This window comes from Legionella resiliens (assembly GCF_021344005.1).
GTDB classification, from domain to species: Bacteria; Pseudomonadota; Gammaproteobacteria; order Legionellales; family Legionellaceae; genus Legionella; species Legionella resiliens.
Genome location: NZ_JAJTND010000007.1, coordinates 221,011 through 245,201 on the forward strand (window position 1 = coordinate 221,011; position 24,191 = coordinate 245,201).

The following is a 24,191-nucleotide window of genomic DNA, read 5'->3' on the forward strand; positions in this document are numbered from 1 at the left end:
TTTATTTACCTCTGGGAATTAGTACTACATCCACGACACAAACACGTTTGCCTGTAACCTCACTGCGAAAAGACAGGATCAACTCATCTTCTGTTTGCTTTTTGACTGTTACAGAACACTCAAGAATATCACCTGGATAAACGAAATCATTCATTTTTATTTTGCGCAATTCACTTATCTTATAGTGCACAGGATACCCTGCACGTCGAATAAATTCATTTGCCAAATTTAACTTGCACTCCAATAATACTGTCAGAGGTAATACGGGTTTCCGAGGAAAATGATCCGCAAAATAAGGAGCCGCTCGTGATATTCTTTTTTCAGCGATTAAACTAACCCCTGACTGACTGGAGCGAACTCTATCAAAAGTCATAGGCACTACAGGCAAATCCAAGCCCATAATCAGATCATCGTCCAATACTGGTGCGCTTTCCTTGCTAATAGCGGACCAATCTCCAGGGCGATTAATTTCAGCAAATTGCTGCTTTATTTCATCCAAATCAATAAAATCAGCCATAGGTAATAAAGGGCCCAGAGCGCCGTCAATGCTAAATACAAGTTCATTACCCACCTTGGCTTCGCTACGATATTGCATTACCGAATCATCTAAGCGCTCAATAAATGACTCAAGCAATAAAGTCTCACCTACATAAGCCTGTCGATGCATGGAAGCCCTGGCAACGATACCCGCAACGGGTCTACGGGTAAATCCCTGAAGTTCCATCACATTCCATGCGGCCAATTGTCCTAGTGTTTCTCCGATTAAAGAAGAGATAAAACAGGGCCGTCCCTGCTCATCAACTGTGAGAAAAGCATCATTTGAAGTAACATGTTTGACTCCCCGGATCAACTGTCCGGGAGACGACTCTACTATACGATCAACAAATAAGAATCTCATCAGTATTTATTATGCCCTATTCACTTGATTTTAAAGTAACACCAGAATTAAGCCTCAGCTCCAGTGGTTTGTTGTTCCTTAGCTGCAGCAACAACTAATTTACAAAACGTTTCAATGGTAAATAACATGGGTATTTCATTGACTTTCATATTGGGCTTGAATTGCTCTGCAGGAACTTCACTTAAATAATTTTTCAATGCCTGCAAACCTTGTTCCGTTATGAAGCCCCCTTTCTCGAATTCATCCTCTGCCAAATCACCACGCGCATTTTTTTCCAATTGACCACGAGGAATTTTAATTTTGAATTCTTTTTCCAATTGAAAAACCAAATCAAGAAAATCAATAGATTCAGCGCCCAGATCTGCTATCAATCGACTGTTAAGAGATATTTCTTCTACATCAATCACTAGCACATCAGCAACAATTTCTCTAACTTTAGGATAAACGTCTGCTACATTCATATTTTGTCCTCAGAGATCAGCTAATTTGAAAAGGCCGAAATTATACCATAGATTTTTTTAAAGACACAAAATTAAGCGTGGCGAGGTATTAACCAACCTGACTATACCCTGCATCAACAAATAAAGTATGTCCATTAATCATAGATGCTTCTGGCAAGCACAAGAGATAAACAGCATTGGCTACATCTTGTGTTGTCAGTGGCCTGTCAGCCAAACAGTGAGCTTGATATTCATCAAGTAATTGCTCTCTATTAGGAAAATGCTTTAATGCATCAGTATCAACCACTCCTGCAGAAACTGTATTTACTGTGATCCCATCAACAGCCAACTCTAGACTCAAAGACCGAACTAAAGCTTCAAGAGCTGCCTTAGATGCACCAATAAATGCATAATTTGGAATTGCCCGAGATGCACCAAGACTAGATAAGGCGATAATGCGGCTCCCTTTAGGCATTAATGAACGAGCTTCTGTAGTTAAATGATTTAATGCCAAAGCATTGGTTTCCATACACCAGCGCCAATGTTTGGTTGACATCTTAAGTGCTGGTTTTAAAACTCCACTCGCAGCATTACTAATTAAAAAATCCAGGCGCTTAAAATGTTCATGGAATTGTGTAAACATTTCTTTTACAGACTGATGATCTGCTACATTAGCCTGCAAAGCAATTGCTTTACGGCCCATGGTTTGGAGTTGTTCAACTAAAGCCTGGGCTTCATCAGAGCTGTTGTAATAAACTATGGCAATATCACTTCCTGCCTGAGCTAACTTTAATGCAGTCGCCTTACCGATGCCTCGTGCACCGCCAGTAATTAATCCAACTTTACCTGCAAAAACCAAACTCATGGAATAATCCTCATTAACTTCAACTGATTTAAGAATAAAAAGCAACTGTTGATAAAAATGGGGTCAACTTAAAAATCATAGTCCCTATTGCATGTGCCCGGGTGAATGCAAAGCAGAACCCGTAGAATTTATCCCAATAAATCCAGGTCCGCCTCATATCGCCCAGGCTGCGATTTTTGCGATTTTAAGATACCACGTGCTCGCTCGTATATCGACACCCTTGAACGAACAGTTACAAAAACTACATTTTCATTTTTATTCATCGATAAAGCAATGATTAGATCATTAAATTTTCAAATATCTTGTTTCTAGAGAGCTAACTTTGTACTATCGGCACACGATTAAGATAAATATATATTAATGAATGAAGCATTCTTGGTTTAAAACTGTATTTCCTATAGCTGCTATTTTTTCATTTCGCATGCTTGGTTTGTTTTTACTCATACCTGTATTTAGCATTTATGCAGAAAATTTGCAGGGCGCCTCACCCGCTTTAGTGGGTCTTGCTCTAGGAATTTATGGCCTTGCGCAAGGCCTTCTGCAAATGCCCTTTGGCATGCTTTCCGATAAAATAGGAAGAAAACCCATGATTACTGTGGGCTTAATTCTTTTTGCTTTTGGTAGTTTACTGGGTGCCATAACTGATTCTATTTATGGAATGATCCTTGCCAGAACCTTACAAGGCACAGGTGCAATTGGTAGCGTTTTAATCGCTTTACTTGCTGATTTGACGGCGGATGAACAACGCACTAAAGCAATGGCAGTCATTGGCATGACTATAGGCACAACATTTAGCCTGGCCATGGTAATTAGCCCGGCCATAACCCATCATTTTGGTTTGTCTGGTATTTTTTGCCTAACTACTTTATTAGCGATTATAGGGATAGGATTGCTTCATTTAGTGATTCCTAAACCTGTGAGGGAACCCTTTCATATTGATAGTGAAACAAATCCCGCTCTATTGAAACACGTTATATCTAATCTACAGTTACAACGCCTCAATATGGGTATTTTTTGTCAGCACTTTATTCTCACAGCAACATTTTTTGCTATCCCCTACATCTTAAGAAAGCAAGTGGAGCAAGGTCATTTGTCACAGCAATGGCACTTTTATCTGCCCCTTATGCTCATTTCATTTATACTTATGATCCCGTTTATTGTGATCGCTGAAAAGAAAAAGCGCATGAAAAGTGTTTTTATTTTATCCGTGCTCACAATGGTAATAGCCCAATTATTATTAGCCTATACGTTTCAAAATTGGCTTAGTCTGTGTTTTCTCATGTTAATTTATTTTATTGCTTTTAACATTCTCGAAGCCGCCTTACCCTCTTTGGTATCCAGACAGGCAAACCCTAACAGTAAAGGAACTGCCATGGGAGTTTATTCAACCAGTCAATTTTTAGGACTTTTTATTGGGGGAGCAATATCGGGTGTTTTGTATCAATGGAGTGGCAGTAAGGGAGTTTTTATTACCAATACAATCTTAAGTGTTTTATGGCTTCTTGTTTCTTTTTCAATGAAAACAAATGTTTCTATCGCAACGCTTGTTTTGCCCTGTTCCTGGACTGGAAAAAAAATAAATCTCATCAATGAATTGTTACATGTTAGAGGAGTGATTGAAGTGGCATTCGCAGAAGATGAGAAGATAATTTATTTACGTGTAAACAGAGATCACTATCTTGCAGGGAGTGCTGAAAAAATAATTCATAACGCAAATCACTAAACGATGGAATGTTTAAATGAAAATTTCTTTGAAGCATCAAACCACAGAACACAGTAATGCTGCATCCTGTAAAGTGAGGGAGTATCCTCTTAATGATCCAATGATTGATTGCGCCATAGCAAACATATCAGGCCGATATCCGGAGACACGACGATTAGTAAATTTAGAATGCAATGAATTAGATTATGTATTCCTAGGTGAAGGTAAGTAGTTGTCAATCATACATAATATAAATTATCTGCTGGTGATGCAGTATTAATTGAAGCAGGAGAAAAATATTACTGGGAAGGGAATATGCAATTGTTTATTTCGTGCCGTCCAGCATGGAACAAAGAACAATATCAATTGGTTGATTAACTTCGACATACTCCTCATAGCCTGGGGAAGCGAAGTGGAACCCGGGTTTCGGTCCTTCACCCAGGCTACTCAAGATAATCTATCTGCAATACACAATGAAACTACTGACGGACCAAGCGCAAATTTTTACCTGCAAATGAAGTCTTTTCGGTAGAGCGATATGGATTGATATCTAAGCCGCCTCGTCTTGTATAACGGCCGTATACAGTCAGTTTTTCAGGCGTGCAATAGTTCATGATATCAACAAAAATGCGCTCAATACATTGCTCATGAAACTCATTATGATTTCGATATGAAACAAGATACTTCAATAAACCTTCCCGATTTATTTTTTTCCCTCTGTAGGTGATTTGTACGCTTCCCCAATCAGGCTGGTTTGTAACCAGGCAATTTGATTTCAACAGATTGGAAAATAACGCTTCCTCCACAATCTCATCGCTTACAGAGAGAAATGAGGGCTCAACAAGATAAATAGAGCACTCTATATCAAGATCATCAAGTGACTCCCCTATTAAAGGCTGTTGTTCAGCAAACGGACCAGTTGCTTCCAAAAGGTGAACATGGACCCAGACCTCTGCACCAACGCGTTCTTGTAAGTCCTTTTTAATTGTATTTTCTAATTCACTAACGCTTTGAATTCGAGTATTGTTGAATGAATTAAAATAAAGTTTTAATGATTTCGACTCAATTAAGTTAGGCGAACTGCAGTCATAAAACAATTCAGCAATCGCAACCATAGGCTTGCCTTTGGCATTAAGCCAGGACACTTCATAGTGATTCCAGCAATCAAAGCCATAAAAAGGTAATTGAACTGGATCAACCCCAATTTCCTGTCGCTTTCCTGCTCTCGGAATAGGGTATAATCGATCAGGATTATACGTTTCATCATAGGCAGATTTTTTACCTAATTCGGATTGTTCCGCTTCGGATTGATATTTTTTCAATACATGATCGTTCATTGTATTTAACTCCAATATTTCTATAATTTTTGCAGTACTTTTCCAATTCACAGGTTGATTCATTCCCACTTGGCTGGAAATATAAGTGAGTAATGATGCCGCTTCATTAATTCGCGCCGCTTTCTCGGTTAACTCACGTGCTTGTATACCCATGGATGCCATCACATCAAAATGTGGATTTTCCATAATTTTTTTAATCGTTGATAAAGAAAAACCCAAAAACTTTAACGTGGTAATTTGTTGTAAACGTATTAAATCCGTTTCAGAATAAAGACGATAGCCGCTCATTGAGCGCTTGGTTGGTTTTAATAAGCCAATTTCATCGTAATATTGTAATGACCTAATTGTTAATGAAGTCATTTGGCTAATATCTTTAATTTGATAATATTTCATTCAACTCTCTCTTGAATGTTGATTTTAAACTATCACGTAACGTGAGAGTCAATAGGGAATGCAAAAAAAATGCACTATAGGACGACGAAACCATGTCTAAAAATGATCTCAGTTGGTTAAAATATATTACTGAAATTCAAGCAATCGCTCAAAATGGACTGAACTACTCAAATAATGAGTTTGATAAAGAACGTTATTTAAGACTTCGCGAGATTGCTTCCGAATTTATGGCGATCTACTCAGAGACTTCACTTGCTGAGATAAAACAAATCTTTTCATTGGAAAAGGGATATGCTACTCCTAAAGTAGATGTCCGTGCTTTTATCCTAAAAGATAATAAAATTTTATTGGTTAAAGAACGCTCCGATGAATTGTGGACCTTGCCTGGAGGTTGGGCAGAAACAAATGAATCAGCATCAGAATCAGTGATTAGAGAAGCAAAGGAGGAAACTGGATTTGATGTTTCAGTACTCAGATTACTTGCATTATGGGATAAACACAAACATGAGCATCCTCTGCAGTGGCCCCACACCTATAAATGCTTTTTTCATTGTGAAATTATGTCGGGAACCGCAAAAGAAAATTTAGAAATTTCTGACATTCAATTTTTTGAATTAGCTCATTTACCGCCATTATCAACCCCCAGAGTAACACAAAAACAAATTATGCGTCTGTATGAACTTGTTTCAAGTTCCGATAGAACACTTTTTGATTGACATGTGCTTGACTCTAACCTTACGTCATACATTAGCCTTGTCACCAAGGAGGAAAAACGATGAAACAATGGTATGCAAAAGAGTTTAGTCGACTGACGCAAGTTTCTGTAAGAACACTGCATCACTACGACAAAATTGGTTTACTTAAACCCAGTTTACGTCTAAGCAATCGTTATCGTCTGTACTCTGAACAAGACTTATCAAAGCTGCAACAGATTATTGCCTTAAAGTTTTTTGGTTTTGAATTAGCCCAAATCAAACAATTACTTGCTCATAATGCAAACATGTTGGAAAACCTAGGCATGCAAGCAAAATTTCTGCAAGAAAAAGCAGAAGCACTCCTGCAAGCGAGTAAGATTTTAAAGCAAGTCACTACGAATTGCGGCAAAGAAAAGTCTATTCCATGGGAACAAATAATACAGTTAATCGAGGTATATCGTATGACACAACAACTTGAGAACTCTTGGATTAAAGAAGTATTTAATCCCGAAGAATTAGAACAATATGCACAATTTGAAGCTAATTTAAAATTCCGCTTTAATGAAAAGGAAAAGCAACAATTCGAATCGAGCTGGTCTAATCTTGTCAATGAGGTTAACGATAATTTACATCATGATCCCAAATCTGCAATCGGTATTTCCCTGGCGAAACAGTGCATGGATTTAATCAATAACCTGTATGGAAAAGAAAATGCGCATCTTCGCACTACAAAATGGGAGAAAGGCTTTAAAGAAGGAAAAGGGCTGGAAGATTATGGATTGACTTTCGAAATTGTTCACTGGATCGATCAAGCGATTGATGCATATTGGTATCAACGTCTCTATGAAGTGCTTGCAAAAGTAAATGAGCTCCCATCTACTGAATTATCAGCCTCGTGGAATCAGATATTGGAGGAAATGTATGGAAATGTAAGCGAAGATAAAATTACTATTTATGAGGTGCTACTTCAAGATGAGCAGGTGAGTAAAGAAGCCAAAGAATGGCTTAAAAAAATCTCGCGTTAATCATTCTAATCAACAACAAGTATGTCAAGCCAGATATGCTTGTTGTTTTTTTCTCTTCAGCAAAATTCACTCATCAGTGCAAGGGATATATAAATTAGGATATACTCTTTCCCTAACTTTCGCATACAGGAGATCGAAAATGGCACGTGGTATAAATAAAGTCATCCTAATTGGCAATGTGGGTGTTGACCCTGATGTCCGTTATTTACCTAATGGAAATGCGGTCACTACATTGTCTATTGCTACGAGTGAAACGTGGAAAGATAAAGTAACAAGTGAAAAGCAAGAACGGACTGAATGGCATCGCGTTGTATGTTTTAACCGTTTAGGTGAAATAGCTGGTGAATATGTACGCAAAGGATCCAAGCTCTATATCGAAGGTAGTTTAAGAACCAGAAAGTGGCAGGATCAACAAGGTCAGGATAGATACACTACTGAGATTGTAGCTAATGACATTCAAATGCTAGATAGTAAAGGGGCTGCATCATCCAGCTTCGATGAGATCCCACAAGCCCAATTTACACCAAGTAACCAAAATGCTGGAAAACAACAACCCACACAAGTACCGCAAGATGCTTTTGACCAATTGGATGATGATGTTCCATTTTAATTCCATCTGGATCTAAGCTGTCATATTGTCCATTGCTGCCCTTATCGATAAGGGCATTATATCTCTCGAGTTTATCTCCTTTTAAATAACTGGAGCATGTGTGCATGCGAAGCTGAAGTCAGGAATGCTATTATTGGCTAACAACCTCAATCTTTTTTTATAAAGGATATATGACCTGTTCTTTCCAGATATGCAAAAAGCACTTTATCTAAAGAAGAAGTATGTATTTGTTGACGCATTTGTTCCTCTATATCTTTTTGAGTAATATTTAAGCTTTGCAATACTTTCTTCTGCAGAATACCATTTTTTACAAGGAGATAACGTTTTCCCTTAAATATGCGCTCAAAAGTTAGAGATTTTCTAGTACATATAGCTAATATTTTATGCGTCGCGACTAAAGCAATTAGACCAATAATTGTAGAAATCAAAGTAGCCGGTCCATTTATTCCTCTGCTAATTAATCCACCAGAAATAACAATAATTAGCAGATCAAATGAGTTGTTTAATCTAAATCGTCGATTGCCAAATCGAATTAAAAGTGTTCCAATCACTAGTAACAATACAGCCCTTATAAATACATAAACTAAATTTTGGTCCTCATTTATTAAATAAATATAGGAAAGCATCCGTTATCTCCATGTTCAGTTATTAACTATTTTACATAACAAGATTACGATTCCAATATTGGCTGTATCAAGTTACCTTATTAAATCTCATAAACCGCGACCTTCTAAATCCTTACCTCTTACGTCGTTTGAAACACTACTGTAGAAGAAAGTTCCTTCGTAAATACCGTGTCTGAATCCTCATATGTCTTCGTGACACTCCGGTTTTGGTTCCTGCTTCCCCGCATTTCTCTCGTTGCAGAAGTTGCTAAGAGTTCTATTGTGATTGCAAAACCAAAATACAATTGACATATTACCTGTTAAGAAGTAGAAATTCTCTAACCTGTCATACTAAACATCTAAGTGAAACATAGTGAAATCCACTTTTCAAACTAATAAAGATGTATCAAAGTATGTTTTTTTGATTAATGATTTAGAATTGAGGTAACTATGGAAAAAGTTAATTTAGTTGAAAAATTTAAACTCTTTAATGAGTATTGGGCCCCACGTATTGTTGGAGAACTAAATGGTCAATATGTCAAGCTTGCAAAATTCAAAGGAGAGTTTATGTGGCATAGTCATGCAAACGAAGATGAACTTTTTATGGTGGTGAAAGGAACACTCAAAATTGAATTTAGAGATAAAACAGTTACCTTAAAAGAAGGTGAGTTGTATATAGTCCCTAAAGGCATAGAGCATAAACCTGTAGCAGATGAGGAAGTACATGTCCTCTTGTTAGAACCAAAATCAACAGAGCAAACAGGCGGTATTGAAAGTGATTTACTTGTGGATAAACAACCCTGGATTTAATTTGGTAACAATAAATAAATTTATCTATATTGCCTGGATGAAGCACCCAGTGAAATCCAGACATTCCGTCAAAGTAAAGCCCTGAGTTTAGTTATACTCGATCGCCATACTAATTTTTATCAAAAAAAAACCCGCAAATGCGGGCTTTTAAATTAATAACAGTTAACATTATTCTTCAGAATCATCACTGGCAACAGGTCGATCAAGTAATTCAACAATGGCCATAGGAGCGTTATCACCGTCTCTAAAACCACACTTGATAATACGTATATAGCCACCGGGACGCTCTACAAAACGTGGACCTAAATCTTTAAACAATTTACCAACCGCAGATTTAGATCTTAGAATATCAAACGCATGACGACGTGTAGCAACGGAATCAACCTTTGACACAGTTATTAAAGGTTCAATGTAACGACGCAGATCTTTAGCTTTGGGCAAAGTTGTTTTAATCAACTCATGCTCAATTAAAGAACAACACATGTTTGCAAACATAGCCTTTCTGTGGCTACTTGTACGGCCAAAACTTCTGCCTGAATTACGGTGACGCATAACCAAAACTCCTAAACTTTATTCGCCAAGATTTGCTGGCGGCCAATTCTCAAGTTTCATACCGAGCGATAATGAACGTGAAGCTAAAACATCCTTAATCTCAGTTAAAGATTTCTTACCAAGATTAGGTGTTTTTAAGAGCTCATTTTCAGTTCTTTGTACTAAATCGCCGATATAATGAATATTTTCTGCTTTCAAGCAATTTGCAGATCGAACAGTTAACTCTAAATCATCAACAGAGCGTAATAGAATAGGATCAAAATCATTGCGTTCTTTATTATCAGACCGAGATTCTTCAAATTTCATGTCGACAAACGCATGAAGCTGTCTTTGAAGAATACTAGCAGAGATCCGTATTGATTCTTCAGCATCTATAGTTCCATTAGTTTCTAACTCAATAGTTAATTTATCGAGGTCAGTACGGTTTTCTACACGAGCACTATCAACATAGTAAGCCACTTTCTTTACTGGCGAGAAACTATTATCAATTTTAAGTTTCCCGACAGTTTTTCTTTCTACTTCATCATCGAAATGTCTAATGAATGAATCAGTGCTGTGGAAACCAATTCCTCGCTCAACTTTTAAAGTCATATTCAATTTGCCTTTTTCATTCAAATTAGCAATGACCAGCTCTGGATTGATTAATTCTAATCCATGAGTCAGTTGAATGTCTCCAGCAGTAACTTGACAAGGACCTTGCTTGTTCAATGTCACAGTGGCTTCTTCACCAACTGTCATTTTAATCGCAACCAACTTCAGGTTCAGAAGTATATCAACAACATCTTCCTGTACGCCTTCAATTGTACTGTATTCATGTAGAACACCGTCAATTGAAGCTTCAGTAATTGCACTTCCAGGCATTGATGATAACAAAATACGTCTCAAAGCATTGCCGAGAGTATGACCAAAGCCACGCTCCAAAGGCTCTAAAACTATTCTAGCTTTATAGGGCGATTCTGCCTGGACCTTAAGAACATTAGGTGTCAACATTTCATTGATTTCAGTATACATTCAGCTATTTCTCCGAGCTTACTTAGAGTAAAGTTCTACAACTAAGTTTACGTTGTAGTCTGAAGATAAGTCAGTTAACGTTGGCGCTGTAGAGAAGGTTCCTTTGCAAGAAGAACTATCTACAGTAATCCAATCACATGGAGCTCGTTGTTCAGACAAAGCTAAAGCTGCTTGGATACGCCCTTGGCTTCGTGCTCTTTGACGAACAGATACTACATCTCCCGGTTTTACTAAGAAAGATGGAACGTTAACTATTTTATCATTAACAAGTATGGCTTTGTGTGTAACAAGTTGTCGTGCTTCAGCACGTGTACTTGCAAAACCCATCCGGTACACAACATTATCCAAACGTCTTTCTAGCAAAGACATCAGATTTTCGCCTGTTGCACCTTTCATACGAGCAGCCATTTTGTAATAGCCACGGAATTGCTTTTCAAGAATGCCATACAATCTTCTAATTTTTTGCTTCTCTCTAAGCTGAATTCCATAACCATTCAGGCGTGGTTTTTTATCGCCATGTTGTCCAGGTAATTTTTCAGATTTACATTTGGACTTGTGATCACGGACACCACTTTTAAGTAATAAATCACAACCTTCACGACGTGATAGCTTACATTTTGGACCAAGATATCTAGCCATTAATTACTCCTGAGTCTTATACACGACGTTTTTTAGGTGGTTTACACCCATTATGAGGTATACCAGTAACATCGGTAATTTCAACAATTTTAAAATCCTGTGATATTAATTCACGAATAGTGGACTCTCTTCCGGGTCCGGGACCATGAACAAATACAGCCACAGATTTCATACCGTATTCTTTCGCAACAGCAGCAGCACGCTCAGTAGCAACCTGTGCAGCATAGGGGGTACTTTTTCTTGAACCTCTGAATCCTGAACCACCAGATGTTGCCCAGCATAGCGCATTACCTTGTCTGTCAGTAAAGGTAACTATTGTATTATTAAAAGATGCATGAACGTGCACAATACCATCTGATACGACACGTTTTGCCTTTTTGCGTACTTTTTGTTGTTTCGACTTTGTTATTGCCATCTTACTTTCCTACATGAAATATCAAACGGTAGTGCCTTTTCTGCGACCTTTTCGTGTACGAGCATTAGTTTTCGTACGTTGTCCTCGCAGTGGCAATCCTCTTCTGTGTCTTAGTCCACGATAACATCCCAGATCCATAAGGCGCTTAATGTTCATTGTCACAACACGACGCAAATCACCTTCCACAGTTATTTTTGCAATTTCTGTTCTCAAAGACTCAAGTTGAGCATCGGTTAGTTCTGATACCTTCTTTGAAGGTTCAATACCAACTGAGGAACATAATTTCAAGGATGTAGGTTTACCAATACCATATATTGCTGTTAAAGCAATCACAACATGTTTGTGATCAGGTATATTTACTCCCGCAATACGAGCCATTAACTTCTCCGAACGTTATTTGTTCTGTCGAAAGGGACAGAAGAATACTATTTTTATAAAATTAAATCAAGCAGATATTAACCCTGCTTTTGCTTATGTCTGGCATCTTTACAAATAACCCGTATAGTGCCACTTCGTTTAATAATCTTGCAATTGCGACAAATTCGCTTTACAGATGCTCTTACTTTCATTCCTAACTCCGATAAAGATCATAAAAGACCAGGTAATTTGGTACCTTTAAAATTAGCCTTTTTCATTAAAGAATCATATTGCTGAGTCATTAAATGAGCTTGTACCTGAGCTACAAAATCCATAATAACAACTACAATAATCAGCAATGACGTTCCTCCGAAATAAAAAGGGACATGCCATGTATACATCAAAATCTGAGGCAAAAGACATACCAGAACCAAATAGATTGCGCCCACTAATGTCAAGCGAGTCATAACACCATCAATATATTTAGTTGTTTGCTCACCCGGTCTAATTCCAGGGATATATGCACCAGATTTTTTTAAATTATCAGCAGTATCTTTGGGGTTAAAGACCAAAGCTGCATAAAAGAACGCAAAAAATATAATAGATACAGCATAAACGATTAAATACAAAGGTTGTCCGGGAGATAGAGCCATTCCAACATCAGCTAACCATCCCAAACCCTTAGTATGTGAGAAGAATTGAGCCAAAGTTGCAGGCAATAATATGATGCTGGATGCAAAAATTGGAGGTATTACCCCAGACATATTGATCTTTAAAGGTAAATGACTCGTTTGTGCAGCATATACCTTTCTACCTTGCGTCCTTTGCGCATAATTCACTCTTATACGTCGCTGTGCACGCTCCATAAACACTACAAATCCAGTTACAACCACTACAACAGCGGCAATAATAATTAGGGTTAATGCCTGCATCTGTCCTTCTTTAACCTGTTGAAGAACCGACGCAATAGCAGAAGGCATACTTGATACAATTCCTGAAAAGATAATTAAAGATATTCCGTTACCAACGCCTTTTTCAGTAATTTGTTCACCTAACCACATTAAAAACATAGTACCCGTAACCAAGGTAACTACCGCAGTAAAGTAGAATGAAAAGTCGGCTTGTAGTGCAATTTGTTGTCCAGCTAACCAACGTGCCATTCCTAAAGACTGAAACACCGAAAGCACTAAAGTTAGATATCGAGTGTATTGGTTTATTTTTCTACGCCCAGATTCACCTTCTTTTTTCAGTTGTTCAAGCTTAGGAGAGACAACAGTAAAAAGTTGGAGAATAATAGATGCAGAAATATAAGGCATAATACCAATTGCAAAAACCGTCACACGCGATAAAGCACCACCAGAAAACATATTGAATAAGCCAAAAATTGTATTCTGCTGTTCATTAAAAAAATTAGCTAAGCGTGCGGGATCCAAGCCAGGAACTGGTATATGAGCTCCCAAACGATAAACTAAAATTCCAAGGACAACAAACAATAATCTTGATTTCAGTTCAGCCAATCCACCACGTGATTGGCTTGCATTATGTTTTTGGTTTTTCATAGTCACTCTTCTATGCTGCCGCCTAAACCTTCAATGGCTAAACGAGCTCCTTTAGTGACCCTTAAACCTTTAAGTTTGATGGCAGTAGTTAATTCACCAGATAAAATAACTTTTACATCCTTAATAGAACTGCTGATTAAACCTGCTTCACGCAATGTATTGAGATCAATTACGTCAGCAGACAACTTTGCAAGCTCACTGAGGCATATCTGATCTACAGTTTTACCAACGCGAGACTTAAATCCCATTTTTGGTAGACGTCTTTGAATAGGCATTTGACCGCCTTCAAAATTAATTTTGTGAAAGCCACCAGCACGAGCTTTTTGCCCTTTATGACCTTTACCACTTGTTTTACCTAGCCCGGATCCTATACCACGCCCTAACCGTCTTTTGGGTCGTTTTGAACCAGGATCTGGTGATAGTGAATTTAAATTCATTATACACTCTCCTCAACCAGCAATAGATAATCAACTTTATTAATAAGGCCACGAATTGCTGGGGTATCATTATGTGATACGCTCGAATTAGTTTTACCTAGACCTAATTGCTTTACGATAGAAACGTGCTTTGGCTTTCTGCCTATTATGCTTTTAACCAAAGTTATTTTAATTTTCTTTTCCATAATTAGCCCGCCATAACTTCTTCAACAGTTTTACCACGCTTGGCCGCAACATAATCTGGGGTACCGATATTAGTTAAAGCACCGATAGTAGCTCTTACAATATTGCTTGGATTGGTTGAACCAATACTTTTAGCTAATATATTTTGCACGCCTAAAACTTCTAAGACGGCTCTCATCGCGCCACCAGCAATAATCCCAGTACCTTCACTTGCAGGCTTCATAAATACCCTAGAAGCACCGTAGTTCCAAGTAATTTCGTGAAATATAGTTGATCCAGAAAGTGGAATATAAACCATATTTTTCTTAGCTTGCTCCATTGCTTTTTGAATAGCAATTGGAACCTCTCTTGCTTTACCTCTACCAAATCCAACTTTGCCCTTGCCGTCACCAACAACAACAAGAACTGCAAAGCCGAAAACACGGCCGCCCTTAACAACTTTAGCCGTACGATTAACCGATACTAGCTTTTCTTGGTAGCCATCTGATTTAGGTGATGATTCATCGAATGCCATAATCGTTCCTTAAAAATCTAATCCAGCTTCGCGCGCACCTTCTGCAAGGGCTTTCACTCGGCCATGATATTTATAACCAGCACGATCAAATGCAACTTGAGTAATGCCACGCTCGCTTGCACGCTCACCAAGCAACTTGCCAACTAAGGTAGCTTGTTCTACTTTACATTTACCGGTTAGGTTTGTACGCAATTCTTTATCGTTAGTTGAACATGACACTAATACTTTATCACCAAGATTATCTGCTTCGATGATTTGTGAGTAAATGTGCAAACCACTTCTATAAACGACTAGTCTTGCTCTGCCTGATTTACGAATCAGTGCCTTTGCTTTTAATCCACGTCGAGCACGTGAGTTGTGTTTATTCATGACTTAAACCTTATTTCTTTTTCGCTTCTTTACGAGCAATATACTCGCCAGCAAGTTTAACACCTTTACCTTTATAGGGCTCTGGTGGTCTAAATGCTCTTATTTCAGAAGCTACTTGACCCAAAATTTGTTTATCAACTCCTTTCAGCAATATAACAGTATTGCTTGGGGTTTCAACTAACACACCTTTAGGTAAGTGGTACTCAATAGGATGAGAAAAGCCTAATGATAATGTAATTGATTTATCTTTAGACTGTGCTCTATAACCTACACCAACGAGTTCCAAGGTGACAACAAAACCTTCAGTTACACCCTTAACCATATTATTTACTAATGCACGAGCTGTTCCAGCCTGAGCCCAAGCTCTAGGATCATTTGCAGCAGGAGCAAACTCAACATGATTAGAATCTTTATTTTTCGTTACTTTAACTAACCTATTAATTTTTTGGGTTAGTGTACCTTTAGGCCCTTTAACAGTAACTTCACCATCACCTATTGTTATTTCAACGTTTGCTGGTTGAACTACTGGGGCTTTTGCTACTCTAGACATATTATTCCTCGCAAGTATTAAGCCACTTCACAAATGACTTCGCCACCAACGCCTTTCATCTTTGCAGATATATGGGTCATTATACCTTGTGATGTAGACAAAATAGCAACACCAAAGCCAGGAACTGATGTCAAATCTTTATAAGATTTATAGACTCGCAATCCAGGCCTGCTAATTCTCTTAATCAATTCAATAACGGGTCGGCCATGATAATATTTCAGCTTAATCGTCATTAATTTAAGATTATTATCTAGTGATTCTACAAAGAAGTTTTCAATATATCCTTCTTCCTTTAAAACACGAGCAATTTCTTCCTTCAATTTAGAAGAAGTTAACGTTATTTGCTGATGCTTTGCTTGTTGACCATTTCTAATTCGGGTCAGCATATCAGCAACTGGATCATGCATACTCACAATCGTTCTCCAATTAAAAAATTACCAGCTGGATTTTCTTCCGCCAGGTATATTACCAACCATTAGTTGTTGTCTTAAGCAAATTCTACAAAGAGCAAACTTACGATAAACTCCATGTGGACGACCACATTGCTGACATCGTGTTTTAAAACGAACAGGATTTGAATTAACAGGCAATTTAGCTAACTTTAACTGACTATCCATAATTACCTGAAAATCATCAGATGATTTAATCAATTTTTTCAATTCGTTTCTGCGTTTACTGTACTTATTTACTAGTTTGCTACGCTTTAACTCTCTCATAAGCATTGATCTTTTAGCCACAATTTCACCCTTATTTTTTATCTCTATCTTTCAATGGAAGGTTAAAAGCTTCTAATAAAGCTTTAGCTTCTTCATTTGTTTTAGCAGTTGTAGTGATACAAATATCTAAACCACGAATGCCATCTGTTTTATCGTAATCAATTTCTGGAAATACGATTTGTTCATGTATTCCCATACTGTAATTACCAGTTCCATCAAAAGACTTAGGATTTAAACCACGAAAATCTCTTACACGCGGTAAAGTTACGGAAATCAGTCTGTCTAAAAACTCATACATCCGTTGACGTCTTAGTGTTACTTTACAGCCAATTGGCCAACCTTCCCTAATTTTAAAACCAGCAATAGATTTTCTTGCTTTAGTAACAACAGGCTTTTGTCCAGCAATCAAAGTCATGTCCTCAACTGCATGATTCATCACCTTTTTATCACCAACAGCTTCGCCAACACCCATGTTTAAGGTGATTTTAAGCAGCTTTGGAACTTCCATAACGCTGGAATACTTGAACCGTTTCATCATCATAGGGATGATTTCTTTTTTATAAAATTCATTAAGTCTTGCCATTTCAATCACCTAATTAAACACGGTCAATTATTTCATTGTCAGATTTAAAATATCTAACTTTCTTACTTATCCCGTTACTCTCAATAAATTTGAATCCTACTTTATCTGCTTTCTTTGTGTTGGAATTATAATGAGCAACGTTAGAAATGTGTACTGGCGCTTCAAGGGTAATAATACCTCCCTTGTTTTCTGGCTTTTGCGGATTAGGCTTAACATGTTTTTTGATTAAGTTTCCACCTTCAACAACCACACCATTTTCAGTCACACGTAAGACCTTACCTCTATGACCTTTACTTTTTCCGGCGATTATAATTACATCATCGCCTTTTTGAATACGTTTCATATCTAAATCCTTCTCACAAAACTTCTGCAGCCAGAGATATTATTTTCATAAATCTCTCTCGTAGCTCGCGAGTAACAGGGCCAAATATACGAGTACCAATTGGCTCGTTTTGGTTATTTAACAGTACTGCAGCGTTACCATCAAAACGAATCAAAGAACCATCGTCTCTACGAACGCCCTGTGCTGTACGAACAACTACCGCTTTCATCACAGCACCCTTCTTTACTTTACTTCTGGGTATTGCATCTTTAATACTTACTTTGATTACATCACCTACACGTGCATACCTACGGTGAGAACCACCAAGCACTTTAATACACATAACCTTACGTGCTCCGCTATTATCAGCCACTTCGAGCACTGTCTGCATTTGGATCATTTTTTTCTCCAGCTCTGATTTCGACCAGAAAAAGGTTGCTGATTATATCAGGCCTTTTAGGGTTTTAAAAGTAAATCAACAGGGTTGATTAAGAAATTACTTCGACTAATACCCAGCTTTTTGTTTTAGAGAGTGGTCTTGACTCACGGATTTTTACTATGTTACCAATTTTACATACTTGATTTTCATCATGAGCATGTAATTTAGATCTACGTTTCATAATTTTTCCATACTTTGGATGCTTAACAGAACGTTCAATCATCACAACTATGGTTTTATCCATTTTGTCACTAACTACTTTTCCAACCATTGTTCTGGCATTTGATTCACTATTAGACATGTCACTTACCTGCCTTTTCAGTCAACATTGTTTTTACTCTTGCCACTGACTTACGCACCATGGTGATGAGATGTGTTTTATCTAGTGAGCCACTTGCTTTCTTCATTCGCAAATTTAATTGTTCTTTACGCAATGAAAGCAATTCATTTTGCAGTTCTTCAACCGATAGACCGCGTAATTCATCAATTTTTTTCATTACATCACCTTCCTTTCTTCAAATATTACTTTGAAAGGAAGTTTTGCCTTGGCCAGATCAAAAGCTTCCATCGCAAGCTCTCTGGATACACCTTCCATTTCAAATAAAACCTTACCTGGTTGTATTTGAGCAACCCAATATTCAACGCTACCTTTACCTTTACCTTGTCTTACCTCTAAAGGTTTTTGTGTAATAGGTTTATCTGGGAATACTCTAATCCAAATTTTACCACCACGCTTAATATGACGTGTCATTGCTCTTCGCGCTGCTTCAATTTGTCTTGCAGTTAAACGACCGCGTTCAAGAGCTTTCAAACCAAATTCACCAAAGCTGATGTTGCTACCGCGTAAGGCTAAGCCTCTGTTACGGCCTTTCATCTGTTTTCGGTATTTTGTACGTTTAGGTTGTAACATGATTCTTAATCCTCACTCACTGGGCAACGTCGGAAGATCTTTTCTTTTGAGGGAGAATTTCACCCTTGAAGATCCAGACTTTTACACCAATAATACCGTAGGTAGTTTTAGACTCTGCTGTACCATAGTCAATATCAGCTCTGAAAGTATGTAAAGGCACACGACCTTCTCTATACCATTCACTACGAGCAATTTCAGCACCACCTAGTCTACCACTAACACAAATTTTAATTCCTTTAGCGCCTGCTTTAAGAGCGGATGTTACTGCTCGTTTCATAGCACGTCGAAACATAACACGCTGCTCCAACTGCTGAGCAATTCCTTCAGCAACAAGTGTTGAATCAAGTTCAGGCTTTTTAATTTCTTCAATATTAAGATGAACAGGTACACCTAATTTATTAGAAATTTCATTGCGCAGAGTTTCAATACCACCACCCTTTTTACCAATGATCACACCAGGTCGTGCAGTTTGTATTGTTACAACGGCATTATTGGCAGGACGTTCAATAAGAATCTTACTTACTGCGGCTGCCATAAGTTTCTTTTTCAGCTCGGTACGTAGTTTAATATCTTGAATTAAAAATTCAGCATATTTCTTACCTGCGAACCATTTAGAGTTCCAGTCTTTAATAATACCTAGGCGTATACCTATAGGGTTAACTTTTTGTCCCATTGCTATTCCTCGTCAGACACTTTTATCGTGATATGGCAGGTACGTTTACAAATTCGATTTGCACGTCCTTTAGCTCTGGGACTAATACGTTTTAAAGTCATTGCCTCATCAACGCAGACCATACCTACTTTTAAATCATCAATATCTGCACCATTATTATTTTCAGCATTAGCAATTGCTGATTCTAACAATTTAAGCATTAATTGAGCACCTTTTTTTGGTGTAAACTTGAGGACATCAAGCGCACCAGATACGTTCATATTTCGTATCATATCTGCTACCAATCTGCCCTTCTGAGCGGATAAGGGAGCACCTTTTAACTTTGCTGTAACTTCCATCATATCCTCTTATTTGCCTTTAGCCTTTCTGTCACCAGAGTGGCCTTTAAATGTACGAGTCATGGCAAACTCACCTAATTTATGACCGACCATATTATCTGTTATATAAACAGGGATATGATCCTTGCCGTTGTGAACAGCAATTGTTAAGTCAATCATTTCAGGAACGATTGTTGATCGTCTTGACCAAGTTTTGATTGGTTTTTTAGATTTTGATTCAATTGCTGCTTCTACTTTGGCAATCAAATGATGGTCAACAAAAGGACCTTTTCTTATAGAACGAGACACTTGATATCCTCTCAATAATTATTTCTTCTTACGTCTTCTGACAATAAAATTATCAGTACGCTTATTACTTCTGGTTTTGTAACCCTTAGTAGGTACGCCCCATGGTGATACTGGATGACGTCCACCAGAAGTTCGGCCCTCACCACCACCGTGTGGGTGATCAACTGGGTTCATAGCAACACCACGAACTGTTGGGCGAATACCTCTCCAGCGTTTTGCTCCAGCTTTTCCTAATGCACGTAAACTATGTTCGCTATTACTGACTTCACCAATTACTGCTCTACAAAGAACATGAATTTTACGCATTTCACCAGAACGGAGTCTTAATGTTGCATAAATACCTTCTTTAGCAACAATTTGTCCGCTTGCTCCAGCACTTCTTAATACCTGGGCACCCTTTCCTGGCTTCATTTCAACGCAATGAATTGTAGTACCAACAGGAATATTTTTTAACGGAAGGCAGTTACCGACATTGATAGGTGAATCAGCGCCGCTAATAACTGTATCACCAACATTCAAATTAGCTGGTGCAATAATATACCTTCTTTCACCATCTTTATAAACAATTAGTGCAATCAATGCAGTACGATTTGGATCGTATTCAATACGTTCAACGCGAGCTTCAATTCCATCTTTATTACGTTTGAAATCAATGATGCGATATTGATTACGCTGACCACCACCGATATGTCTTACAGTAATTCTACCTTGGTTATTACGTCCGCCAGTTTTTTTAAGTTTTTCAACTAAAGACGCATGTGGTTTCCCTTTATGAATATGGTGATGAACCACGCGTAATTCGCCACGCTTACCTGGCGATGTAGGTTTAGATTTTAATAGTGCCATCTTAATCTGCCTTATTCGGTAGCTGTAAAGTCAATATCTTGATCAGCATGAAGAGTTACAAATGCCTTTTTCCAATCACTACGCTTTCCGCTTGTTTGTTTGAAACGCTTTGTTTTTCCCTTCACATTGATAACAGATACATTTTTAACTTTAACGTTAAATATATTCTCTACCGCCATTTTAATTTCATTTTTAGTTGCAGTTTTCAATACTTTGAAAGTGAACTGTTTCAGCTTATCAGCTAGGACAGTAGCCTTTTCAGAAGTATGTGGTTCACGTAAAACCATCAACAATCTTTCAGCGTTCATTGTAACTGTTCCTCAATTTTTTTAATTGCAGCTTCTGTAACAACAACTTTTTCAAATCTGAGTAAAGAAACAGGATCTATAGTTGTAACGTCGCAGATATCATAATCAATTAAGTTTCTTGAACCAAAATATTCATTTTCACCAACTTCACTCATTACAATAAGAGCATTATTAATATTAAGTTGGTTCATTTTACTTACAAAATCTTTAGTTTTTTTGCTTTCGCATTGGAAATCACTTACGACTATCAGGTTACCAGTGCGACAAAGTTCGGAGATTATACTACGTAATGCACGTTTGTACATTTTTTTATTAATTTTTTGTGAATAATCTCTCTTTTTAGAGGCAAAAGTTACCCCGCCGCTTCTCCATAAAGGGCTTCTAATTGTACCAGCACGAGCACGACCTGTACCTTTTTGATTCCATGGCTTTTTGCCGCCACCACGTACTTCAGATCGGGTTTTTTGAGCACTGTTACCGCTACGTGCATTGTTCATGTAAGTTACTACAGCTTGATGAATCAAACCTTCGTTATAGCCATAAGCAAATACTTCTTGATTTAGTATTAACTTTGAATTTGTATCTATAGTAGTAATTTCCATCACTCACCTCGTACTTGCTTTTTAACTGCAGGCTTAATCTCAACACGTGAGCCAGGAGCACCAGGTATAGCACCTTTGATGAGAAGTAAGTTTCTTTCAGCATCTACGCGCACGAGCTCAAGGCTTTGAACAGTACAACGAACATTACCCATGTGACCAGCCATTTTTTTACCTTTGAACACGCGTCCTGGAGTTTGGTTTTGACCAATAGAACCAGGTACACGATGCGATCTGGAGTTACCATGAGTAGCATCTTGTGTTCTAAAATTATATCTTTTTACTGTACCAGCAAAACCTTTACCTTTTGTGATTCCTGCAACATCAACAAACTGGCCAGCAGTAAATACATCAGAAACTGTAATTACTTGGCCAGCTTTGAATGCATCTTCAGAATCAACTAAGAACTCGACTAACGTGTCACCAGCTTCAATTTCAGCTTTTGCGAAGTGACCTGTTAAAGCTTTGTTGACTTTACTTGCTTTTTTGGTTCCGCCTGTTAATTGCACAGCAGAGTAACCATCAGTTTCTTTAGTTTTAACCTGTGAAACTCTATTAGGGTGAACTTCAACAACAGAAACTGGAACAGAAACTCCATCTGCCATGAAGACCCGCGTCATACCGATTTTACGGCCTAATAAACCGATCATCATTCTAACACCTCTTTAATATCCTTCACCCTAATATTAGTCATCAAGGCTTATCTGAACATCAACCCCAGCAGCCAGATCTAATTTCATCAACGCATCTACTGTTTTTTCAGTTGGATGAACGATAACGACCAGGCGTTTATGAGTACGTAATTCATATTGATCACGAGCATCTTTATTAACATGCGGTGAAGTCAATACAGTAAATTTCTCCTTACGGACAGGTAAGGGTATTGGCCCACGAACTTGTGCGCCAGTACGTTTTGCTGTCTCTACAATTTCTCGAGTTGACAAATCAATCAACCGATGATCAAAGGATTTTAATCTTATTTTAATGTTTTGATTGTTACTCATTCTAATTACTCAATAATTTTAGCGACAACACCGGCGCCTACAGTACGGCCACCTTCCCGAATTGCGAAACGTAAACCTTCGTCCATCGCAATAGGTGCATGAAGATTAATGGTCAATTGTACGTTATCACCAGGCATTACCATTTCAACTCCAGATGGAAGATCACATGTTCCAGTTACGTCTGTCGTTCTGAAATAAAATTGTGGTCTGTATCCATTGAAAAATGGTGTATGTCGCCCACCTTCTTCTTTTGATAACACGTATACTTCTGCTTCAAATTTGGTATGAGGCTTAATTGTGCCTGGCTTGGCTAATACCTGGCCACGCTCAACTTCGTCACGCTTGGTTCCACGTAATAACACACCTACGTTATCACCAGCTCGACCCTCATCCAACAACTTACGGAACATCTCAACACCTGTACAAGTGGTTTTTTGAGTGTCGCGAATTCCAACAATCTCAATTTCTTCACCCACTTTTACAATCCCGCTTTCTACACGTCCAGTTACTACTGTTCCACGTCCAGAAATAGAGAATACGTCTTCGATTGGTAATAAAAATGCTTTATCAATGTTGCGTACCGGCTCAGGAATGTATGAGTCCATAGTCTCAACCAATTTCTCAATCGCCTTAACACCAATCTCACTGTCATCACCTTCCAACGCTTTCAACGCTGAACCAACAACAATTGGAATATCATCCCCAGGAAAATCGTAGCTGCTTAACAAGTCACGAACTTCCATCTCAACTAATTCTAATAACTCAGGATCGTCTACCATATCTGCTTTGTTCATGAACACCACAATATATGGAACACCTACTTGGCGTGATAATAATATGTGTTCACGGGTTTGTGGCATTGGACCATCAGCAGCAGATACTACGAGTATCGCTCCGTCCATTTGTGCCGCACCTGTAATCATGTTCTTAACATAGTCAGCATGTCCTGGGCAATCTACGTGTGCATAGTGTCTGTTCGCTGATTCGTATTCTACGTGTGCTGTAGAAATAGTAATACCACGCTCCCGCTCTTCTGGAGCAGCATCAATCTGGTCATATGCTTTTGCTGTACCACCAAACTTCTTTGCCATAATCGTGGTAATCGCTGCTGTTAATGTAGTCTTACCATGGTCTACGTGACCAATCGTGCCCACGTTTACGTGTGGCTTCTTACGTTCAAATTTTTCCTTCGCCATTTC

At 38.1% G+C, this 24,191-nt stretch carries 40 protein-coding genes and 1 pseudogene; 6 read left to right on the forward strand and 35 right to left on the reverse strand.

The genetic code is table 11. The features are described 5' to 3' along the window. Nucleotide 1: 1 nt before the first annotated feature. The 3 genes from LXO92_RS16780 to fabL form a co-directional block, all read right to left on the reverse strand. Entirely contained in the window at nt 2-898 is an 897-nt protein-coding gene (locus tag LXO92_RS16780; RefSeq protein WP_182350670.1) for an ApeI family dehydratase, read from the reverse strand. 47 nt (nt 899-945) lie between these two features. Beyond that, a complete protein-coding gene (locus LXO92_RS16785) occupies nt 946-1,359 on the reverse strand; it encodes an acyl carrier protein (RefSeq protein ID WP_182350671.1) in 414 nt (137 codons plus the stop codon). A gap of 88 nt (nt 1,360-1,447) precedes the next feature. Beyond that, the gene (gene fabL / locus LXO92_RS16790) at nt 1,448-2,203 is read right to left on the reverse strand and encodes an enoyl-[acyl-carrier-protein] reductase FabL (protein ID WP_182350672.1); all 756 of its coding nucleotides are present in this window, start codon (nt 2,201-2,203) and stop codon (nt 1,448-1,450) included. 364 nt (nt 2,204-2,567) lie between these two features. On the opposite strand from fabL, the gene LXO92_RS16795 reads away from it, so the two are divergent. After that, nucleotides 2,568-3,926 carry an MFS transporter gene (locus LXO92_RS16795; protein ID WP_182350673.1) on the forward strand — a complete coding sequence of 453 codons (1,359 nt, stop codon included), beginning with the start codon at nt 2,568-2,570 and terminating at the stop codon, nt 3,924-3,926. Between the two features lie 16 nt (nt 3,927-3,942). Next, entirely contained in the window at nt 3,943-4,137 is a 195-nt protein-coding gene (locus tag LXO92_RS16800) for a hypothetical protein (RefSeq protein ID WP_232891334.1), read from the forward strand. Nucleotides 4,138-4,384: 247 nt separating this feature from the next. Here LXO92_RS16800 and queF read toward each other — a convergent pair whose 3' ends face one another. Both queF and LXO92_RS17235 read right to left on the reverse strand, forming a co-directional pair. Next, complete coding sequence (gene queF / locus LXO92_RS16805; protein ID WP_340163020.1) at nt 4,385-5,242, reverse strand: NADPH-dependent 7-cyano-7-deazaguanine reductase QueF; 858 nt, start codon at nt 5,240-5,242, stop codon at nt 4,385-4,387. A gap of 240 nt (nt 5,243-5,482) precedes the next feature. Beyond that, nucleotides 5,483-5,635 (reverse strand): annotated as a pseudogene (locus LXO92_RS17235) (MerR family DNA-binding transcriptional regulator); the annotation flags it as partial. Between the two features lie 92 nt (nt 5,636-5,727). On the opposite strand from LXO92_RS17235, the gene LXO92_RS16810 reads away from it, so the two are divergent. From LXO92_RS16810 to ssb, 3 genes are all read left to right on the forward strand, one after another. Continuing rightward, on the forward strand, nt 5,728-6,351 hold the full coding sequence (locus LXO92_RS16810; protein WP_182350675.1) for an NUDIX hydrolase: 624 nt from the start codon (nt 5,728-5,730) through the stop codon (nt 6,349-6,351). A gap of 59 nt (nt 6,352-6,410) precedes the next feature. Continuing rightward, nucleotides 6,411-7,355, forward strand: coding sequence for a MerR family transcriptional regulator (locus LXO92_RS16815; RefSeq protein WP_182350676.1), 945 nt, complete (start codon nt 6,411-6,413; stop codon nt 7,353-7,355). A gap of 139 nt (nt 7,356-7,494) precedes the next feature. Continuing rightward, nucleotides 7,495-7,965, forward strand: a complete 471-nt coding sequence (gene ssb, locus LXO92_RS16820; protein WP_182350677.1) for a single-stranded DNA-binding protein — start codon at nt 7,495-7,497, stop codon at nt 7,963-7,965. Between the two features lie 146 nt (nt 7,966-8,111). On the opposite strand, the gene LXO92_RS16825 is transcribed toward ssb, so the two are convergent. Further along, the gene (locus LXO92_RS16825; RefSeq protein ID WP_182350678.1) at nt 8,112-8,591 is read right to left on the reverse strand and encodes a DUF421 domain-containing protein; all 480 of its coding nucleotides are present in this window, start codon (nt 8,589-8,591) and stop codon (nt 8,112-8,114) included. Between the two features lie 429 nt (nt 8,592-9,020). Here LXO92_RS16825 and LXO92_RS16830 point away from each other — a divergent pair, with 429 nt between their 5' ends. Beyond that, nucleotides 9,021-9,380 (forward strand): cupin domain-containing protein, encoded by a 360-nt coding sequence (locus LXO92_RS16830; protein WP_182350679.1) that lies wholly within the window; start codon nt 9,021-9,023, stop codon nt 9,378-9,380. Nucleotides 9,381-9,548: 168 nt separating this feature from the next. Here the strand turns inward: LXO92_RS16830 and rplQ are convergent, their stop codons facing one another. From rplQ to tuf, 29 genes are all read right to left on the reverse strand, one after another. Further along, nucleotides 9,549-9,932, reverse strand: a complete 384-nt coding sequence (gene rplQ / locus LXO92_RS16835) for a 50S ribosomal protein L17 (protein ID WP_182350680.1) — start codon at nt 9,930-9,932, stop codon at nt 9,549-9,551. A gap of 18 nt (nt 9,933-9,950) precedes the next feature. After that, entirely contained in the window at nt 9,951-10,943 is a 993-nt protein-coding gene (locus LXO92_RS16840) for a DNA-directed RNA polymerase subunit alpha (protein WP_182350681.1), read from the reverse strand. An 18-nt stretch (nt 10,944-10,961) separates the two neighbouring features. Beyond that, nucleotides 10,962-11,582 (reverse strand): 30S ribosomal protein S4, encoded by a 621-nt coding sequence (gene rpsD / locus LXO92_RS16845; RefSeq protein WP_182350682.1) that lies wholly within the window; start codon nt 11,580-11,582, stop codon nt 10,962-10,964. Nucleotides 11,583-11,598: 16 nt separating this feature from the next. After that, nucleotides 11,599-11,997, reverse strand: coding sequence for a 30S ribosomal protein S11 (rpsK, locus tag LXO92_RS16850; RefSeq protein WP_003633055.1), 399 nt, complete (start codon nt 11,995-11,997; stop codon nt 11,599-11,601). A gap of 21 nt (nt 11,998-12,018) precedes the next feature. Further along, the gene (gene rpsM, locus LXO92_RS16855; protein ID WP_182350683.1) at nt 12,019-12,375 is read right to left on the reverse strand and encodes a 30S ribosomal protein S13; all 357 of its coding nucleotides are present in this window, start codon (nt 12,373-12,375) and stop codon (nt 12,019-12,021) included. A gap of 77 nt (nt 12,376-12,452) precedes the next feature. Then, nucleotides 12,453-12,566 (reverse strand): 50S ribosomal protein L36, encoded by a 114-nt coding sequence (gene rpmJ, locus LXO92_RS16860; protein WP_010946099.1) that lies wholly within the window; start codon nt 12,564-12,566, stop codon nt 12,453-12,455. An 18-nt stretch (nt 12,567-12,584) separates the two neighbouring features. Continuing rightward, the gene (gene secY / locus LXO92_RS16865) at nt 12,585-13,913 is read right to left on the reverse strand and encodes a preprotein translocase subunit SecY (RefSeq protein ID WP_182350684.1); all 1,329 of its coding nucleotides are present in this window, start codon (nt 13,911-13,913) and stop codon (nt 12,585-12,587) included. A gap of 2 nt (nt 13,914-13,915) precedes the next feature. Further along, nucleotides 13,916-14,350 (reverse strand): 50S ribosomal protein L15, encoded by a 435-nt coding sequence (gene rplO / locus LXO92_RS16870; protein WP_182350685.1) that lies wholly within the window; start codon nt 14,348-14,350, stop codon nt 13,916-13,918. After that, entirely contained in the window at nt 14,350-14,535 is a 186-nt protein-coding gene (gene rpmD / locus LXO92_RS16875; protein ID WP_182350686.1) for a 50S ribosomal protein L30, read from the reverse strand. Before rpmD ends, rplO begins: the two co-directional genes overlap by 1 nt. A 2-nt stretch (nt 14,536-14,537) precedes the next feature. Beyond that, the gene (rpsE, locus tag LXO92_RS16880) at nt 14,538-15,047 is read right to left on the reverse strand and encodes a 30S ribosomal protein S5 (protein ID WP_182350687.1); all 510 of its coding nucleotides are present in this window, start codon (nt 15,045-15,047) and stop codon (nt 14,538-14,540) included. 9 nt (nt 15,048-15,056) lie between these two features. Then, nucleotides 15,057-15,416, reverse strand: coding sequence for a 50S ribosomal protein L18 (gene rplR / locus LXO92_RS16885; RefSeq protein WP_182350688.1), 360 nt, complete (start codon nt 15,414-15,416; stop codon nt 15,057-15,059). A 10-nt stretch (nt 15,417-15,426) separates the two neighbouring features. Then, nucleotides 15,427-15,966, reverse strand: a complete 540-nt coding sequence (rplF, locus tag LXO92_RS16890) for a 50S ribosomal protein L6 (RefSeq protein WP_182350689.1) — start codon at nt 15,964-15,966, stop codon at nt 15,427-15,429. Between the two features lie 17 nt (nt 15,967-15,983). After that, complete coding sequence (rpsH, locus tag LXO92_RS16895) at nt 15,984-16,373, reverse strand: 30S ribosomal protein S8 (protein WP_202972288.1); 390 nt, start codon at nt 16,371-16,373, stop codon at nt 15,984-15,986. 27 nt (nt 16,374-16,400) lie between these two features. Continuing rightward, nucleotides 16,401-16,703, reverse strand: a complete 303-nt coding sequence (gene rpsN / locus LXO92_RS16900) for a 30S ribosomal protein S14 (protein WP_182350690.1) — start codon at nt 16,701-16,703, stop codon at nt 16,401-16,403. Nucleotides 16,704-16,713: 10 nt separating this feature from the next. After that, entirely contained in the window at nt 16,714-17,265 is a 552-nt protein-coding gene (gene rplE, locus LXO92_RS16905; RefSeq protein ID WP_182350691.1) for a 50S ribosomal protein L5, read from the reverse strand. A gap of 13 nt (nt 17,266-17,278) precedes the next feature. Next, nucleotides 17,279-17,608 carry a 50S ribosomal protein L24 gene (rplX, locus tag LXO92_RS16910; protein ID WP_182350692.1) on the reverse strand — a complete coding sequence of 110 codons (330 nt, stop codon included), beginning with the start codon at nt 17,606-17,608 and terminating at the stop codon, nt 17,279-17,281. Between the two features lie 13 nt (nt 17,609-17,621). Continuing rightward, nucleotides 17,622-17,987, reverse strand: a complete 366-nt coding sequence (gene rplN, locus LXO92_RS16915; protein WP_006872243.1) for a 50S ribosomal protein L14 — start codon at nt 17,985-17,987, stop codon at nt 17,622-17,624. Between the two features lie 88 nt (nt 17,988-18,075). Beyond that, nucleotides 18,076-18,327 carry a 30S ribosomal protein S17 gene (rpsQ, locus tag LXO92_RS16920; protein WP_019233369.1) on the reverse strand — a complete coding sequence of 84 codons (252 nt, stop codon included), beginning with the start codon at nt 18,325-18,327 and terminating at the stop codon, nt 18,076-18,078. Nucleotide 18,328: 1 nt separating this feature from the next. Next, entirely contained in the window at nt 18,329-18,523 is a 195-nt protein-coding gene (rpmC, locus tag LXO92_RS16925) for a 50S ribosomal protein L29 (protein WP_019233368.1), read from the reverse strand. Beyond that, entirely contained in the window at nt 18,523-18,936 is a 414-nt protein-coding gene (gene rplP / locus LXO92_RS16930; RefSeq protein ID WP_003633085.1) for a 50S ribosomal protein L16, read from the reverse strand. Before rplP ends, rpmC begins: the two co-directional genes overlap by 1 nt. 16 nt (nt 18,937-18,952) lie before the next feature. Further along, on the reverse strand, nt 18,953-19,609 hold the full coding sequence (gene rpsC / locus LXO92_RS16935) for a 30S ribosomal protein S3 (RefSeq protein WP_058458799.1): 657 nt from the start codon (nt 19,607-19,609) through the stop codon (nt 18,953-18,955). A 2-nt stretch (nt 19,610-19,611) separates the two neighbouring features. Beyond that, on the reverse strand, nt 19,612-19,947 hold the full coding sequence (gene rplV / locus LXO92_RS16940; RefSeq protein WP_010654827.1) for a 50S ribosomal protein L22: 336 nt from the start codon (nt 19,945-19,947) through the stop codon (nt 19,612-19,614). Nucleotides 19,948-19,956: 9 nt separating this feature from the next. Further along, nucleotides 19,957-20,235: a 30S ribosomal protein S19 gene (gene rpsS, locus LXO92_RS16945; protein ID WP_019233366.1), complete on the reverse strand. Its 279-nt coding sequence runs from the start codon at nt 20,233-20,235 to the stop codon at nt 19,957-19,959. 18 nt (nt 20,236-20,253) lie between these two features. After that, a complete protein-coding gene (rplB, locus tag LXO92_RS16950) occupies nt 20,254-21,081 on the reverse strand; it encodes a 50S ribosomal protein L2 (RefSeq protein WP_182350693.1) in 828 nt (275 codons plus the stop codon). Nucleotides 21,082-21,092: 11 nt separating this feature from the next. Further along, the gene (rplW, locus tag LXO92_RS16955) at nt 21,093-21,389 is read right to left on the reverse strand and encodes a 50S ribosomal protein L23 (RefSeq protein WP_182350694.1); all 297 of its coding nucleotides are present in this window, start codon (nt 21,387-21,389) and stop codon (nt 21,093-21,095) included. Next, nucleotides 21,386-21,991, reverse strand: coding sequence for a 50S ribosomal protein L4 (gene rplD, locus LXO92_RS16960; RefSeq protein WP_182350695.1), 606 nt, complete (start codon nt 21,989-21,991; stop codon nt 21,386-21,388). Before rplD ends, rplW begins: the two co-directional genes overlap by 4 nt. Then, nucleotides 21,991-22,641, reverse strand: coding sequence for a 50S ribosomal protein L3 (gene rplC, locus LXO92_RS16965; protein ID WP_182350696.1), 651 nt, complete (start codon nt 22,639-22,641; stop codon nt 21,991-21,993). The genes rplD and rplC overlap by 1 nt, the downstream gene beginning before the upstream one ends. 33 nt (nt 22,642-22,674) lie before the next feature. Continuing rightward, complete coding sequence (gene rpsJ / locus LXO92_RS16970) at nt 22,675-22,992, reverse strand: 30S ribosomal protein S10 (protein WP_019233361.1); 318 nt, start codon at nt 22,990-22,992, stop codon at nt 22,675-22,677. A 5-nt stretch (nt 22,993-22,997) separates the two neighbouring features. Continuing rightward, nucleotides 22,998-24,188 (reverse strand): elongation factor Tu, encoded by a 1,191-nt coding sequence (gene tuf, locus LXO92_RS16975; protein ID WP_019233360.1) that lies wholly within the window; start codon nt 24,186-24,188, stop codon nt 22,998-23,000. Between the last annotated feature and the right edge of the window lie 3 nt (nt 24,189-24,191).